Below are 15,009 nucleotides of genomic sequence, written 5' to 3'. Positions count from 1 at the left end.
AAAGCGCCTTTCGGCGCTTCTTATATAGCAGCCATTAACTTTTCGAGGGTCAATTGTGCTGCATGTTGTTCTGCAATTTTTTTACTTTTACCAGAGCCGGCCTCATAATTTACGCCATCAATAGATACCTCCATTGTAAAGGTTTTTGCATGGTCTGGACCTGCTTCACCGATAAGATTATACACAATGTGTTTATCACCATCTCGTTGTACAAACTCTTGCAACAATGTTTTATAATCTTTACCACGTTTCCCTTCTAAGGCTTGCTTTAAATTAGGAGCCAAGTGATGAAGAGCAAACTTCATTACAGTTTGATAGTCAGTAGTAATATATAATGCCCCAATTAAGGATTCGAAGGTATCTGCCAGAATAGATTTTCGATTGTTACCACCAGAGGATTTCTCTCCATGACCTAACAATAAGTAATCACCTAACCGCAAAGAGCGGCTCACAGAAGCTAATGAATCTTCACAAACTGTAGCAGCCTTAATTTTCGTTAAATTACCTTCCGACATATCTGGGTGTGTTTTAAATAGATATTCCCCAATGATAAGATCTAGTACGGCATCACCAAGAAATTCTAATCGCTGATTGTGATGAATATACTTAGTTTTATGTTCATTCGCATAAGATGTATGAGTTAAAGCACAATCTAAAACTGAAATATCAATCGTCGGTATATCTAAACGACTAACAAGCTCATGAAGAGAATCCTCACGAGCTTGTGTCATTATAATATTCTTATGCGATACGTGACGCCCCATTAGTCTTCATAACGGCGAACACAAAGTGTACCGTTATGACCACCAAAACCGAAGGAGTTCGAAAGAGCTGCTGTAATATGTAAATCACGAGCACCTTCACGTACATAATCAAGATCTAAACCTTCATCTGGATTATCACAGTTAATTGTTGGATGAACCTTACCTGTTTCGATTGCCATTGCCATTACAATAGTCTCAATCGCACCAGCAGCGCCCAACAAGTGACCTGTCATGGATTTTGTAGAGTTAACAGCGATATTTTTTGCATGGTCTCCGAACAATTCTTTAATAGCCAATGTTTCATTTTGGTCATTAAGGCCTGTAGATGTACCGTGAGCATTGATGTAGTTAATATCTTTAAGATCGATACCAGCATCTTTAATTGCTAATTCCATACATTTACGAGCTTGTACACCACCTGGAGCTGGAGCAGTAATGTGGTATGCATCACCATTTGTACCATAACCTACAACTTCAGCATAGATATGAGCACCACGAGCTTTAGCATGTTCTAATTCTTCAAGTACAACGATACCTGCACCTTCACCCATTACAAAACCATCGCGGTCTTTATCGAATGGACGAGAAGCTTTTGTAGGTTCATCGTTACGAGTAGACATAGCTTTCATAGCTGCAAAACCTGCTACAGCAGCAGGGGAAACAGCCGCTTCAGTACCACCAGCAAACATGATATCTGCATCGCCACGTTGGATAATGCGGAATGCATCACCAATTGCATTAGTACCAGAAGTACAAGCTGTTACGTCTGTAATAACAGGACCTTTCAAGCCAAGGCGAATGGATACACGTGCAGAAGACATATTTGCAATCATCATAGGAACTGCAAATGGGCTTACGCGACCAGGACCTTTATCAAACAATGTTGTATATACTTCATGAATAGAATCAATACCGCCAATACCAGTACCAACAACTGTACCACAACGGTCCAAATCTTCTTCATCAAGTGCCAATTTTGCATCATCAGCGGCAAGAACGGCTGCACCAATAGCAAATTCAACGGAACGGTCCATACGGCGAGCTTCTTTTTTGTCTACACCATATTGAGTAATATCAAAATCTTTAACTTCGCCTGCAATGCGTGTTGCATAGTCAGATGCATCAAAGCGTGTAATCGGGCCAATACCAGATTTACCCTCTAATAACGCATTGTAGAAATTTTCTTTACCGATGCCTACCGGAGTAACTGCTCCTAAGCCAGTAATTACTACACGTTTTTCCAATTATTCCACCTCTTATAGCTATATAGCCCCTTTAATTAATCGATTTCTGCTACTTGTTGTTTCAACTGAGCAAAAATATCTTTAACTGGCATAATCTTGTCGACTTTTCTCATATTATTGCCAGAGAATACTAACCCCGTTTCCACATCACCTTGTTGTGCTCTAGATAAAGCACGGATAATACAGAATTTATGGGAACAATGTTTTAAACAATTGTCACACACTGTTGGTGGCGCTACTGTACCATCAAGAACAGATTCAGCAAATTTATTTTTGATAGCCTGTCCTGGTAACCCTACTGGACTTTGAATAAGTACAATATCTTCAGGATTTGTAGCACGCACATACATTTTTTTCAATTCATCAGATGCATTACATTCATCAGATGCAGCAAAACGACTGCCCATTTGAACGCCATTAGCACCTAATTTCAACATTTCTACAATATCGCGACCATCGAGAACACCACCAGCAGCAATAACTGGAATGTTTTTAACGGCAGCTACAACTTCTGGAACGATTTCTCGAGCGGAACGATCCGTACCCAAGTGGCCGCCAGCTTCGCAACCTTCTACGATTACTGCTGCAGCACCTAAACCTTCAGAAATGCGAGCTAATTTTGCGGACGAAACGATTGGTACGATTGGAGTACCAGATTCTTTGCCCATTGCGAACATATCTCTTGAAAAACCAGCACCTGCTACTACAAGATCAATGCCCTCTTCGATGGCAGTTTTAACAAGGCCAGCAAATTGAGTGGCCGCTACCATCGCATTTATACCAATAATACCCGTAGGTGATAATTTTCTAGCTAATTGTATTTCATATCGTAATTCATCAAAAGGCAAGCCAGATGCTGCAATTAGGCCAATACCACCTTCATTTGCAACGGCTGCTGCCAACCGAGCTGTAGACAATCTAATCGCCATACCACCTTGAATAATAGGTACTTTGGCCACTAGATTCCCAATGCGAAGTTCAGGGAGCTTCACTATCAATTCCTCCTGTAAACAAAACCGATTTGGGGAGCCACTCGGCCCCCCGCACGGCTGAATTGTCAGCTATACAGCTTATTTAGCAGAATCAATATATTCTACTGTATCCTTAACGGTTTTGATTTTTTCTGCAACGTCGTCAGGGATTTCAACATTGAATTCTTCTTCAAATGCCATGATCAATTCAACGATATCCAAGGAGTCAGCGCCTAAGTCGTCGATGAATGTAGAATCAATGGTAACTTCAGCTTCATCAACGCCTAATTGTTCCACAACGATTGCTTTAACTTTATCGAAAGTGCTCATTAGTGGTTCACCTCCTTTCAAATGAGATTTATATATAGTCTAATTTTGTATCTACATTACCATGCCACCATCTACATTGATAACTTGACCAGTAACATAGCTAGCAAAATCACTAGCAAGGAATGTTGTTACGGCAGCCACTTCTTCTGGGTTAGCCATACGGCCCAACGGAATTTGTGTTACCATAGCTTCTTTAACCTTTTCAGGCAATACGTCGGTCATATCAGTATTGATAAAACCAGGCGCAATAGCATTAACTGTGATGCCACGGCTAGCTAATTCTTTTGCACAAGATTTAGTAAAACCAATTACACCTGCTTTAGAAGCTGCATAATTTGCTTGGCCCGCATTACCCATTACACCTACAACGGAAGTCATATTAATAATGCGACCAGAGCGTTGTTTCATCATGATTTTGGATACTGCCTTAGTTACCAAATATACACCTTTAAGGTTGATATCGATAACTGCATCAAAGTCTTCATCTTTCATGCGCATAAGCAAGCCATCACGAGTGATACCAGCATTGTTTACTAAGATATCGATATGACCAAATGTTTTATGCGTTTCTTCTACCATTGCTGCCACTTCTTCTGCGTTTGCAACATTGGCTTTAATTTTAATCGCTTTGCGACCTAATGCTAAGATAGCATCAACTGTTTCTTGAGCGGCAGCTTCACTACCACTATAGTTAACAGCTACATCAGCACCAGATTGTGCAAGCTGAATAGCAACAGCGCGACCGATACCACGAGATGCGCCAGTTACGAGAGCTACTTTACCCTCTAAGTGCATTTTATCGAACCCCCTTTAAAAATTCAAGCGTTTTCTCTAAGGATGGAATGTCTTCTACATTAGCTAATTCCATTTCTTTATTTATTTTTTTAGTGAATCCCGTTAATACTTTACCAGGACCAACCTCTACAAATCGAGTTACACCAAAGTTAACCATTTCTGCTACGCAGTCTTCCCACAATACAGGATTAGCAGCTTGAGTTACTAAAGACTCTTTAATATCGCTAGCATTTGTCAAAATCTTACCTGTTACATTAGCTACCACTGGAATTTGAGCATCGTTAACTTGAATTTTATCTAATTCTTCTTTTAAGCGAACAGCTGCTGGTTCCATAAGACGGCTATGGAATGGAGCACTTACAGGAAGCATAACGGCACGTTTTGCACCAGCTTCTTTCATTTTTTCTGCTGCTGTCTCCACAGCTGCTGTTTCACCAGCAATAACGATTTGACCTGGGCAGTTAAAGTTAACTGCTTGTACAGAGCCTACAGTATCATTTACTTGTTGGCAAATTTCAACAACTTGTTCTCTTGGCAATGCAAGGATAGCCGCCATAGCACCTTTACCTAATGGCACTGCTTCTTGCATATATTCACCACGTTTATGAACTACATATACGGCATCTTTAAAATCTAAAACACCTGCAGCTACTAACGCACTGTACTCACCTAAGCTATGACCACCTACAATATCAGGTGTAAAGCCTTGTTCTTTTAATACTTCGTAGCAAGCTACAGAAGCAGTTAAAATGGCAGGTTGCGTATTAGCTGTCTTAACCAATTCAGTATCAGGACCTTCAAAGCATAATTTAGTAATAGAATAACCTAATGCTTCGTCAGCTTCTTCAAAACGTTGTTTTACAATAGGATATGCATTATATAAATCTTGCAGCATACCTACTTTTTGTGAACCTTGACCAGGAAAAACAAATGCTGTTTTCATAGGATATCCTCCTTATTTACCAAATCTTTGTAAGTTATTAATAACAGCTTCAGCTTCTGTCATAATATCAACAATGATATCTTTACATGGTTTAACATCTTGCAACATACCTGCAATTTGACCAATCATAACAGAACCTTCTTTTACATCACCTTCAATAGCAGCTTTACGAAGTGTGCCTGCGCCAAGATTTTCTAATTCTTCCTTGGAACCACCATTAAATTCAAGATTTTTATATTTATGTGCTAATTGATTGTCGATAATTCGAACTGGATGACCTGTTGTAAGACCAGTCATAACAGTAGAACGATCTTTTGCTTTCAATACAGCGTTTTTATAGTTTTCATGAGCGATACATTCTTCAGATAGGACAAAACGTGTACCCATTTGAACTGCATGAGCACCTAGTGCAAACGCAGCTGCTACGCCACGACCATCTGCAATACCACCAGCAGCAATAACTGGAACATCGACAGCATCTACAACTTGTGGTAACAATGCCATTGTTGTAATATCACCAACATGGCCACCTGACTCAGTACCTTCTGCAATAAGCGCATCAATGCCACCACGAAGCAAACGTTTAGCTAATAATACAGATGCCACTACAGGAATAACCTTTGTACCAATCTCTTTCAATGCTGGAATATAAATACCTGGATTACCTGCACCAGTTGTAATAACAGGAACGCGTTCTTCAACGACTACTTCCATAACTTCTTTTACAAATGGAGACATAAGCATAATGTTACAACCAAACGGTTTACTAGTACGTTCTTTTACTTTGTGGATTTCATTGCGGAAAACATCTGGTGGCATATGACCTGCACCAATGATGCCAAGGCCGCCAGCTTCAGATACAGCTGATGCAAGTTCTGCAGTTCCTAACCAAGCCATACCACCTTGAAAGATTGGATATTCAATCTGCAACAAATCACAAATATCTGTCTTAATCATCTTGATGTTTCCTCCTTAATACCATTTCAAGACGAGGCTAGCCCAGGTAAGACCAGCACCAAATCCTGCAAGTGCTACATTATCACCACGTTTTAAGCAACCTTGACGATTAGCCTCATCTAACGCAATCGCTACTGATGCAGCAGATGTATTCCCATACTTATGTAAATTTACAAATACCTTTTCTTTTGGCATGTGTAAACGTTTAGCAGCTGAATCGATAATACGAATATTAGCTTGATGAGGAATAAAGAAATCCAGTTCCTCTAAATTCATATTAGCACGCTCTAATGATTTTAATGCTGTTCTCCCCATTGTTTTAACTGCAAATTTATATACTTCTGGGCCATCCATATGAACGAAGGTCAACCCCTCTTCGATACGTTGGTCATTAGCTACAACAGCAGTACCACCAGCTGGAATGCATAGTGCTGGCCCACCAGTACCATCAGCACCTAAGTCAACACCTTTAATGCCATATCCTTCAGGAACTTCTGATACAACAGCTGCACCAGCGCCATCACCAAATAGGATGCATGTACTACGATCTTTCCAGTTAATACGGCGTGATAGTACTTCTGCACCTACCACTAGTACATTTTTAAATAATCCTGAACTAATATAGCTATGAGCGGTAATTAAGCCATATACAAAGCCAGAACATGCCGCTTGTAGATCATAAGCAGCCGCATTTTTAGCACCTAAATTTGCTTGTAATACACAAGCAGCAGATGGAATTATCATATCTGGTGTCAGTGTTGCAAAGATAATCATGTCGATATCTTCCGCATTTAAGTTAGCCATTTGAAGTGCTTTTTTTGCTGCTTCAGTAGCCATATAGGATGTGTTCATACCTTCTGGTGCAATGCGTCTCTCTTCAATGCCAGTACGTTCTCTGATCCATTGGTCATTTGTATCAACCATCTTTTCCAAATCAAAGTTCGTTACTACATTATCAGGAAGGAAGCTGCCTGTACCAATAATACCGACATGTTTACTCATCATACTCATATTTTACGGCTCCTTCAATTTCCACTGTTTGTCGAATCTGCTCAATAATTTTACGTTCTACTAAATCGGTAGCTATTTTAATAGCAGTCTTTATTTCTTTTGCCTTAGAACTGCCATGAGAAATCATAAATACACCATTAACACCTAAAAGAGGTGCACCACCACTTTCAGTGTGGTCTAATTTTTTAGCTATAGGTTTTAATGCTGGTTTAATAAGCATAGCACCGATTTTTGCAAAAATACTGCCACCCATAATGCTATCCTTAATAAGCTGTGTCAAGCTAGTTACAAGACCTTCCGCAAATTTAAGAACTACATTACCAACGAACCCATCACATACGACAACGTCCACCGCACCTTTTGGAATATCACGGCCTTCAACATTGCCTTTGAAGTTAATAGTTTTCATTTTTTCTAAAATTGGATACGTAGCCAATACAACTTCATTACCCTTAGTAGCCTCTTCACCAATATTTAAAAGGCCTACTGTAGGATTTTCTTTACCCAATAATAGTTTTGCATATTCAGAACCCATTAAGGCACCTTGCACAAGATGTTTAGGTTTACTGTTAGAGTTGGCACCAGAGTCCAACATAACAGTAATACCGTTTACAGTAGGCATAGGCGTCGCAATAACCGGTCTGTCGATACCTTTAATACGACCTAATCCAAATAATGCAGCAGCAACCGCTGCCCCAGTGCTTCCTGGTGCGATAACAGCATCACAAACTTTGCTTCGAACTAATGCTGTAGCAACTACGACAGAAGCATCCTTCTTTTTACGCAATGCTTGTCCTGGATGCTCATCCATGCCAATCACTTCGCTAGCATGATGCACAGTAACACGCGGATTATTTATTTCATTATTATCTTCTAAAATTTTATTAATTTGAGTTTCATCGCCTACGAGAACTACATCGATATGTTTTGTTTCTCGCACTGCTTCCAAAGCGCCTAAGACGGTTTCCAAGGGAGCAAAATCACCACCCATGGCGTCAATTGCAATTTTCATATACTACACCCGATTCTCCACAGACTCCATGATAAATTTAGCTCTAAACACTTCTTTTATTTTATCTCTAATTATAACCCAAATAAAGTACTTATCACCACGGCGTCGAACGATTTCTGCTTTCGCAACCAAATTGGTGCCTGACTCTACTGGATTTTTATATTTAATATTCCCTACCTCTGCGGAGCAAACAGTTGTCCCCATTACAAGCTTCGCTAAGGAGTTTGCTTGAGCATACAAATACTGTGGATCTATATAACCAAAACGATCTTCCATATCTGGCGTCGTATGCAACATAGAAAGAGCTTGTTTTCCCTCTGTAACATCTATCAATTCGCCAACGATTTCATGTTGTATTGGTTCAGGTTGATCTTCCTGAGCATGACCGGTAGCCATAGCCTTAATACGTTCACGCAATTCAGGAATTCCCAATTCTAATCGATCAAGTCGAATTGTAGGCACACTGACACCAAAGTGCGATGCCAACTCTTCATCAGTAAGAAAAGGCGTAATATTCAGTTTTTCAGTTAACTGTTTCTGTCTTTCTTGCTTCTTCAACCTACTCATGGGACCACCTTTTATGACCTAGTATTAATATTACATCCTAAGTATATATAATATTTCCCATATTGGCAAGGTTTTTCGTATATATAGTGTTATACTTTATTGTAATATACTAAATATTGTTCTTATTTTAAATTTCGTTAATCTTTAAATTAGATGTTAATACATTACATATATTCAGCTTCTAAAACAACACTCTTACAATTATGTAGCCGATCTGCCTATTGAAAGACTAGACAATTGTAAAAATACTGTTTTTTATATAGAAAAAACACCTACACATATGTGTAGGTGTTTTACATGCTTACATTAAGCTTTTGCTACTACTTGTTCACCTTTGTAGTGACCACATGTAGGGCAAACACGATGAGGCATCTTAGGTTCGTGGCATTGTGGACATGCTACATAACCAGGAGCTTCTAATTTCCAATTCGCACGACGACGATCGCGACGGCATTTAGATAATCTACGTTTAGGTACTGCCATTATCTGCACCTCCTTAGTACAATCATTAGGATAATCTATCATCTTTCTCATCAAGCAAAGCACGTAACTCTGCAAATCGAGGATCCACCACAAAGGATTCACAAGAACACGGTGAAACATTCAAATTTGCTCCGCAATGAACGCACAATCCTTTGCAATCATCCTGACATAACACTTGAGAGGGCTCATTGATGATTAATGTATCCCTAATTAGTTCTGTTAAGTCAATCTCCTCTCCGTTGAAAGGAGTCGCATCATCCTCGGCATCTCTACGATCACTATAGATTTCCTCGAAGGAATCATTTCGCTCATGTTCCGTTGTTTTCAAACAACGAGAACAATCGTAATCACCTTTAGATTCAATTGAACCTTGAACGATGTAATTTTGACCATCAAACCAAAACTCACCACTGATGGTTATATCATGACGGCTCCAAGGAAAAGCAACTACGTCACTACCAAGTTCTACACTCGGCATCGTATAGCTATAAGGAAATTTCTTTCCTATATGTTCTTTTGCTTGCTCTACTTGCAGTTTCATAATCTTACCTCGACTTATAATATTATAAACATGACAGGGTGCTTTGTCAAATAAAAAAGGCTATCTCAATAATGCTTAAGATAGCCTTTGTAATGTATTAATTACATTTTTTCGAATTGATCTTTGCCAACACCGCAAATTGGGCAAACATAATCAGCTGGTTGATCTTCGAATTTAACGCCTTCTACAGCTTCGTCATAAACCCAACCACATACTACGCATACGTATTTTTCCATGTCTATTTCCTCCTTCACTTGAGATTATATAAATGTGTTCATATCTTTGAGATACTTCGTCTGTACATAGTATAACAAAGATATCGAAAGTTTTCAATACTCATTTTTCTATTTTTTATTTTTAATTATAATGACATTTATGTCGATATTTACTAGTTTTACAATTACTTCTATTAATGAAATCTATTATCAATTAAACTTTTATGATATACTAGTATCATAATTTCATGGTAGTATAGTTTAATTTATATACCATAATTTAGATTTTAATTTGTATATAATGATATATAATTATTTATAGGAGGTTACATGAAAACGAAATTAACTGAATTACTAAATATTGAATACCCTATCATTCAAGGTGCAATGGCTTGGGTTTCTGAAGCTACACTAGTAGCTGCTGTTGCAAATGCTGGTGCAACAGGTGTTATCGCATTAGGCGGTCGCGATGCAGATTGGACTCGTAATGAAATCCGAGCTTGCAAAGAATTAACAGATAAGCCATTCGGTGTTAATTTAATGCTTATGGCGCCAAACAAGGATGAGTTAGTAGATGTTATCATCGAAGAAAAACCTGCTTTTGTTACATTAGGTGCTGGTAACCCTACTCCATATATCAAACCATTCCAAGAAGCAGGCATCAAAGTTATTCCTGTTGTTCCTTCCTTGAAATTGGCAAAACGTATCCAAGATGCTGGTGCCGATGCAATCGTCGTAGAAGGCATGGAGGCTGGTGGACATATCGGATCGCAAACAACAATGTCCTTGATGGAAAATATTTTACCAGAAATTGATATTCCTGTTGTAGTAGCTGGTTCCATCGTTGATGGTCGAGGCTTAGCAGCAGCTTTACTCATGGGTGCGGAAGGCGTTCAAATGGGTTCCCGTTTCTTACTCGCTGAAGAGTGTAAAGCCCATCAAAATATGAAAGAAGCTATTATCAAAGCTACTGATACCGACTCCGTTGTAACAGGCCTCCTCTCTGGTCATGGTGGCGTTCGTAGCTTGCGCAGTGACTTTACAGATCGGTATATTGCAGCTGAAACAGATGGTGTTACAACAAAAGAAGAACGTAGTAAAATGTCTCAAGGTACAAATAAATTAGCTGCTATCGATGGCGATGTAGTTAATGGTGCTGTACAAGTAGGTCAAGCACTCAATAGACTTAATGCCATTGAACCAGCTCAAGCAATTGTACACTCTGTTATCAATGAAGCTATCATGGCTATTCGTAAAGCACAACGTTTTATTGAAGTAATTTAATAGGAGGTTCTATGTTACCATTTCATGGAAAATATCCCAAATTAGATCCAAAATCTTGTGTCATGCCTGGGGCTGAACTTGCAGGCGATGTAGAGCTTAAAGAGTTTGCATCTATTTGGCAAAACTGTGCTCTTCGTGGCGATGTTAATAAAATCATTGTAGGTCGTTATTCTAATGTACAAGATAACTCCGTGCTTCACGTTGACGATGATAAAGCCTGTGTTCTTGGTGACTATGTAACAATTGGTCATGGTGCTATTGTTCATGCTTCTACATTAGAGGATAATGTTCTAGTTGGTATGGGTGCTATCGTGTTAAGTGGTTGTCATATTGGTACTGGTTCCATCATTGCAGCGGGCGCTGTGCTAAAAGAAAATACAACAATACCTCCATACTCTTTGGTCGTTGGTATTCCAGCTCGCATAGTACGTACTGATGAATCTCAAGTTGAAAGAATTCATAACCAAGCATTGAAATATAAACACTTATGGACTGTTGAATATGGCATGTTGCCAGATTGCGGTGGCGAAGAATACGATAAAAACGCGAAAATTGTATAGCTACAATGTAAAAAATAAGGTTTTCTATAAATAGAGCCTTCACACGCAAAATAGCGACTAATTGATTATAGGATATCAACTAGTCGCTATTTCTTTATTATCAGAATATCGTCCGATATAGTATACAGTTTTGTTTTATAATTGGAATCTTGCTTTTACAATCTGCTGAGTTATCAAAGCAGCCCCCATAGCCAAGGACAAACCATCTGACGTGGAATAGGCATACATAAAATGCTGGATATAATGTAACAAATGGGTATAAAAAGAACCGATTAAGCCCGCCACCAGGCCAACGATTATTATTAAACCAAGTAAACGTTTATCTAACATACTCTCTGTATCACTCCATAGCCAGTACTACTTCACCCTGTTTCAACGAAGATTGTACATCAATAATTCGTTGATTAGAAGAGCCTCTAAATCGTAAGGATGGATCTTTTAACTCATCTACAAATCGACCATCCACGAGGATATCGATTTGTTCCACTAAGCTACAGCGCGATGGATCAGATATAATATCATCCCAAACATAGCCAGAGTAAGCCCAGATAGGTTTCTCAGGCGCTGCTTCACGTACTGCTTTCACTATGGCTAGCATACCATCTACATTTTGAAATGGTTCACCGCCTAACAAGGTAAGGCCAGCACAATTAGGATCTTTTACATAAGACACAACTAGCTGTGTTTCTTTATCAGTCCATTCTTGACCAGCATTAAAATCCTGATATTCTTCATTAAAACAATTATAACAACAATGGGTACAACCAGTTACAAAGATTGATGTCCGTATCCCTTCCCCATTGGCAATATCATATTGTCGAATCTGTCCATATCTCATAATGACCCCCATATCTTAGCTATGATTAATTTTGACTGAATCAAACATATAGATATATTTCAATTTATCATTTACATAGTAAAAGCTGTGCCATTGGCACAGCTTTTACCATTACTATTTTAATGCAATTAAATGTGCATTATCCGATCTTTAATTTCTTTTGTACGACCTTCATTCCAGAAGTTTTCACCAAGGTAACCACAAGTACGGCGAATAACTGTTAGTTTATCTCGATTTGTATTATGACAACGTGGGCATTCCCATTGATTGTCTGCGTTAACCTTGATTTCACCATCAAAGCCACATTCGTGACAATAGTCAGATTTCGTATTGAACTCAGCATAAGAAATATTATTATAAATATATTGAATCATCGTCAATACAGCTGGAATATTGTTTGACATATTAGGAATTTCTGCATAAGAAATACAGCCACCAGTTGATTTCTTTTGGAACTCAGATTCAAAGGCAAATTTATCAAACACATTGATTTCTTCACGAACGCTAACATGATAACTATTTGTATAGTAACCTTTATCTGTTACATCTTCGATGATACCAAAACGTGCACGATCCAAGGATGAGAATCGATTTGTCAAGCTTTCAGCAGGCGTACCATAAAGGCCAAAGCCTAAATTATGTTTTTCACGCCACTCATTAATAGCTTGGTTCAAACGATCCATAATTTTCATAGCAAAAACACGACCATGTTCACCTGTATTAGATTCACCCGTAATCAAACGACACGCTTCGTAAATACCAATGTAACCAAGTGAAATTGTAGCATAACCGCCAGTCAAGAATGGAGCGATTTTTTCACCTTTTTTAAGTCGTGCAATAGCACCATGTTGCCAATGGATTGGAGACACATCACTCACTACATCTTTTAATAAATTGTAACGAAGCATTAATGCCTTTTCAGCTAATTCGAGACGTTTGTCTAAAATTTCAAAATACTTTTCTTCACTACCACGAGCTAAGATACCGATTTGTGGTAAATTTAAACTTACTACGCCCATATTGAATCGGCCATCAAATTTATAATTACCTTGTTCATCTTGCCATGGAGATAGGAACGAACGACAGCCCATAGGACTGAATACATTACCTTCATAATTTTCCTTCATTTTTTTAGCGGAAATATAATCAGGGTACATGCGTTTAGCTGTACATTGAGCAGCAAGCTCTGTTAAATAGTAATAAGGGCTATTAGGTGTTACATTATGTTCATCAAGCACATAAATAAGTTTTGGGAATGCTGGTGTAATATACACATCAGCCTCATTTTTAACACCTTTAATGCGTTGACGTAAAATTTCCTCTGTAATTAAAGCCGCTTCTTTTGCGTACTCATAATCTGGTTGGAAATACATGAATAGTGTAACAAATGGAGATTGTCCATTCGTAGTCATCAATGTATTAATTTGATATTGAATGGTTTGAATACCGTCTTTTACCTCTTTGCGAGTACGTTTCCATGCGATTTCACGAGCCTTTTCCATATTAGGCTCCATACCGTAAATTTCAACTTGTTCTTCAATAACATTATTGAGAATCTTTTCATATGATTTACGTACAAATGGTGCCAAAATACGATCGATACCATTAATACTTTGACCGCCATATTGACCAGATGCTACTTGTGCAATAATTTGAGTCGTTACCGTACATGCTACCTGGAATGATTTTGGTGTATCGATTCGTTTACCATTGATAACAGTGCCATTAGTTAACATGTCTTCTAAATTGATTAGACAGCAGTTAAACATTGGTTGAATGATGTAGTCCATATCATGGAAATGAATAGCACCACTATCATGAGCCTCAAGGATATCTGTAGGAATCAATTTACGACGAGCAATATCCTTGGACACTTCACCAGCAATTAAATCGCGTTGTGTAGATACAATAGCAGCATCCTTATTAGAGTTTTCATCAAGAACATTTACATTGCTACGATCTAATAAACCAATTACATCTTCATCAGTTGTATTTTGACGGCGTTTGAAAGCTTGTACCGCTTTATAACCTTCATATGCACGAGCTGTTGCAGGATTATTATATTCAATTAACTTATAATATACTTGATCTTCAATCGCATAGATTGTCATATCCTTTTGAAGTTTTATAGCATATGCTTCAATTTCATCAGCAATGCGCTCAGCTAAGCCAGATTCATATAACCCCGTACTACTATGTTCTGCCTTTTCAATAGCTATTGCAATTTTATGTTTATCAAAAGGTACCTTTGTACCATCTCGTTTAATGACCTGCAACATCTCGGAACCTCCCCGTTTCCCATACTCCGAATTAATTAATGTCATTACATACAAAAAAGTATGGAAAAACCATACTTATCTATATTATTAATACGAGAAATCTAGAAATTAACATAGAATTTCATATTTCTTTCTGCTTTCACAGTATACTATATATAGTGTTCATTTGCAATAAAAAATACAATATCATGTAAAAAAAAGAGTTTTTCGTTATA

The 15,009-nt window shown here is 38.2% G+C and carries 18 protein-coding genes; 2 read left to right on the top strand and 16 right to left on the bottom strand.

The features are described 5' to 3' along the window. Positions 1–20: 20 nt before the first annotated feature. The 13 genes from rnc to VTHSUH11_RS06380 form a co-directional block, all read right to left on the bottom strand. Positions 21–764: a ribonuclease III gene (gene rnc, locus VTHSUH11_RS06440; RefSeq protein ID WP_082161454.1), complete on the bottom strand. Its 744-nt coding sequence runs from the start codon at positions 762–764 to the stop codon at positions 21–23. Further along, the gene (fabF, locus tag VTHSUH11_RS06435; protein ID WP_059361895.1) at positions 764–2,008 is read right to left on the bottom strand and encodes a beta-ketoacyl-ACP synthase II; all 1,245 of its coding nucleotides are present in this window, start codon (positions 2,006–2,008) and stop codon (positions 764–766) included. Before fabF ends, rnc begins: the two co-directional genes overlap by 1 nt. Before the next feature lie 35 nt (positions 2,009–2,043). Next, on the bottom strand, positions 2,044–3,000 hold the full coding sequence (locus VTHSUH11_RS06430) for an NAD(P)H-dependent flavin oxidoreductase (RefSeq protein WP_059361894.1): 957 nt from the start codon (positions 2,998–3,000) through the stop codon (positions 2,044–2,046). A 78-nt stretch (positions 3,001–3,078) separates the two neighbouring features. Further along, a complete protein-coding gene (locus VTHSUH11_RS06425) occupies positions 3,079–3,309 on the bottom strand; it encodes an acyl carrier protein (protein WP_005376767.1) in 231 nt (76 codons plus the stop codon). A 51-nt stretch (positions 3,310–3,360) separates the two neighbouring features. Further along, entirely contained in the window at positions 3,361–4,104 is a 744-nt protein-coding gene (gene fabG, locus VTHSUH11_RS06420) for a 3-oxoacyl-[acyl-carrier-protein] reductase (RefSeq protein WP_105093050.1), read from the bottom strand. Position 4,105: 1 nt separating this feature from the next. Beyond that, complete coding sequence (fabD, locus tag VTHSUH11_RS06415; protein ID WP_059361892.1) at positions 4,106–5,047, bottom strand: ACP S-malonyltransferase; 942 nt, start codon at positions 5,045–5,047, stop codon at positions 4,106–4,108. Between the two features lie 12 nt (positions 5,048–5,059). After that, positions 5,060–6,004 carry an enoyl-[acyl-carrier-protein] reductase FabK gene (gene fabK, locus VTHSUH11_RS06410; RefSeq protein ID WP_105093049.1) on the bottom strand — a complete coding sequence of 315 codons (945 nt, stop codon included), beginning with the start codon at positions 6,002–6,004 and terminating at the stop codon, positions 5,060–5,062. A gap of 15 nt (positions 6,005–6,019) precedes the next feature. Beyond that, a complete protein-coding gene (locus VTHSUH11_RS06405) occupies positions 6,020–7,015 on the bottom strand; it encodes a beta-ketoacyl-ACP synthase III (RefSeq protein WP_105093048.1) in 996 nt (331 codons plus the stop codon). After that, positions 6,999–8,027: a phosphate acyltransferase PlsX gene (plsX, locus tag VTHSUH11_RS06400; RefSeq protein ID WP_059361889.1), complete on the bottom strand. Its 1,029-nt coding sequence runs from the start codon at positions 8,025–8,027 to the stop codon at positions 6,999–7,001. The genes VTHSUH11_RS06405 and plsX overlap by 17 nt, the downstream gene beginning before the upstream one ends. 3 nt (positions 8,028–8,030) lie before the next feature. Next, on the bottom strand, positions 8,031–8,594 hold the full coding sequence (gene fapR / locus VTHSUH11_RS06395) for a transcription factor FapR (protein WP_059361888.1): 564 nt from the start codon (positions 8,592–8,594) through the stop codon (positions 8,031–8,033). A 306-nt stretch (positions 8,595–8,900) separates the two neighbouring features. Continuing rightward, positions 8,901–9,077 carry a 50S ribosomal protein L32 gene (rpmF, locus tag VTHSUH11_RS06390; protein ID WP_059361887.1) on the bottom strand — a complete coding sequence of 59 codons (177 nt, stop codon included), beginning with the start codon at positions 9,075–9,077 and terminating at the stop codon, positions 8,901–8,903. Positions 9,078–9,102: 25 nt separating this feature from the next. Continuing rightward, positions 9,103–9,618 carry a YceD family protein gene (locus VTHSUH11_RS06385; RefSeq protein WP_105093047.1) on the bottom strand — a complete coding sequence of 172 codons (516 nt, stop codon included), beginning with the start codon at positions 9,616–9,618 and terminating at the stop codon, positions 9,103–9,105. 101 nt (positions 9,619–9,719) lie between these two features. Beyond that, a complete protein-coding gene (locus tag VTHSUH11_RS06380; protein WP_004693422.1) occupies positions 9,720–9,854 on the bottom strand; it encodes a rubredoxin in 135 nt (44 codons plus the stop codon). Positions 9,855–10,163: 309 nt separating this feature from the next. Here VTHSUH11_RS06380 and VTHSUH11_RS06375 point away from each other — a divergent pair, with 309 nt between their 5' ends. Beyond that, positions 10,164–11,117, top strand: a complete 954-nt coding sequence (locus tag VTHSUH11_RS06375; protein ID WP_059361885.1) for a nitronate monooxygenase — start codon at positions 10,164–10,166, stop codon at positions 11,115–11,117. An 11-nt stretch (positions 11,118–11,128) separates the two neighbouring features. Then, positions 11,129–11,677: a gamma carbonic anhydrase family protein gene (locus tag VTHSUH11_RS06370; protein ID WP_059361884.1), complete on the top strand. Its 549-nt coding sequence runs from the start codon at positions 11,129–11,131 to the stop codon at positions 11,675–11,677. 135 nt (positions 11,678–11,812) lie between these two features. On the opposite strand, the gene VTHSUH11_RS06365 is transcribed toward VTHSUH11_RS06370, so the two are convergent. From VTHSUH11_RS06365 to nrdD, 3 genes are all read right to left on the bottom strand, one after another. Continuing rightward, complete coding sequence (locus VTHSUH11_RS06365) at positions 11,813–12,007, bottom strand: hypothetical protein (protein ID WP_071824883.1); 195 nt, start codon at positions 12,005–12,007, stop codon at positions 11,813–11,815. A 10-nt stretch (positions 12,008–12,017) separates the two neighbouring features. After that, positions 12,018–12,515: an anaerobic ribonucleoside-triphosphate reductase activating protein gene (nrdG, locus tag VTHSUH11_RS06360; RefSeq protein ID WP_105093046.1), complete on the bottom strand. Its 498-nt coding sequence runs from the start codon at positions 12,513–12,515 to the stop codon at positions 12,018–12,020. A gap of 128 nt (positions 12,516–12,643) precedes the next feature. Further along, complete coding sequence (nrdD, locus tag VTHSUH11_RS06355; protein WP_105093045.1) at positions 12,644–14,794, bottom strand: anaerobic ribonucleoside-triphosphate reductase; 2,151 nt, start codon at positions 14,792–14,794, stop codon at positions 12,644–12,646. Positions 14,795–15,009 lie beyond the last annotated feature (215 nt).

The organism is Veillonella tobetsuensis, from assembly GCF_002959935.1.
GTDB classification, from domain to species: domain Bacteria; phylum Bacillota; class Negativicutes; order Veillonellales; family Veillonellaceae; genus Veillonella; species Veillonella tobetsuensis.
This window is presented reverse-complemented; position numbering and strand designations above follow the sequence as displayed.

Coding starts and splice junctions, on each gene's coding strand:
- nrdG (WP_105093046.1), bottom strand. CDS start 12,515: ATGAGATATGGACAGATTCGACAATATGATATTGCCAATGGGGAAGGG.
- fapR (WP_059361888.1), bottom strand. CDS start 8,594: ATGAGTAGGTTGAAGAAGCAAGAAAGACAGAAACAGTTAACTGAAAAA.
- VTHSUH11_RS06370 (WP_059361884.1), top strand. CDS start 11,129: ATGTTACCATTTCATGGAAAATATCCCAAATTAGATCCAAAATCTTGT.
- fabK (WP_105093049.1), bottom strand. CDS start 6,004: ATGATTAAGACAGATATTTGTGATTTGTTGCAGATTGAATATCCAATC.
- fabD (WP_059361892.1), bottom strand. CDS start 5,047: ATGAAAACAGCATTTGTTTTTCCTGGTCAAGGTTCACAAAAAGTAGGT.
- VTHSUH11_RS06375 (WP_059361885.1), top strand. CDS start 10,164: ATGAAAACGAAATTAACTGAATTACTAAATATTGAATACCCTATCATT.
- nrdD (WP_105093045.1), bottom strand. CDS start 14,794: ATGTTGCAGGTCATTAAACGAGATGGTACAAAGGTACCTTTTGATAAA.
- plsX (WP_059361889.1), bottom strand. CDS start 8,027: ATGAAAATTGCAATTGACGCCATGGGTGGTGATTTTGCTCCCTTGGAA.
- fabG (WP_105093050.1), bottom strand. CDS start 4,104: ATGCACTTAGAGGGTAAAGTAGCTCTCGTAACTGGCGCATCTCGTGGT.
- rnc (WP_082161454.1), bottom strand. CDS start 764: ATGGGGCGTCACGTATCGCATAAGAATATTATAATGACACAAGCTCGT.
- VTHSUH11_RS06380 (WP_004693422.1), bottom strand. CDS start 9,854: ATGGAAAAATACGTATGCGTAGTATGTGGTTGGGTTTATGACGAAGCT.
- VTHSUH11_RS06365 (WP_071824883.1), bottom strand. CDS start 12,007: ATGTTAGATAAACGTTTACTTGGTTTAATAATAATCGTTGGCCTGGTG.
- VTHSUH11_RS06425 (WP_005376767.1), bottom strand. CDS start 3,309: ATGAGCACTTTCGATAAAGTTAAAGCAATCGTTGTGGAACAATTAGGC.
- VTHSUH11_RS06405 (WP_105093048.1), bottom strand. CDS start 7,015: ATGAGTATGATGAGTAAACATGTCGGTATTATTGGTACAGGCAGCTTC.
- VTHSUH11_RS06385 (WP_105093047.1), bottom strand. CDS start 9,618: ATGAAACTGCAAGTAGAGCAAGCAAAAGAACATATAGGAAAGAAATTT.
- rpmF (WP_059361887.1), bottom strand. CDS start 9,077: ATGGCAGTACCTAAACGTAGATTATCTAAATGCCGTCGCGATCGTCGT.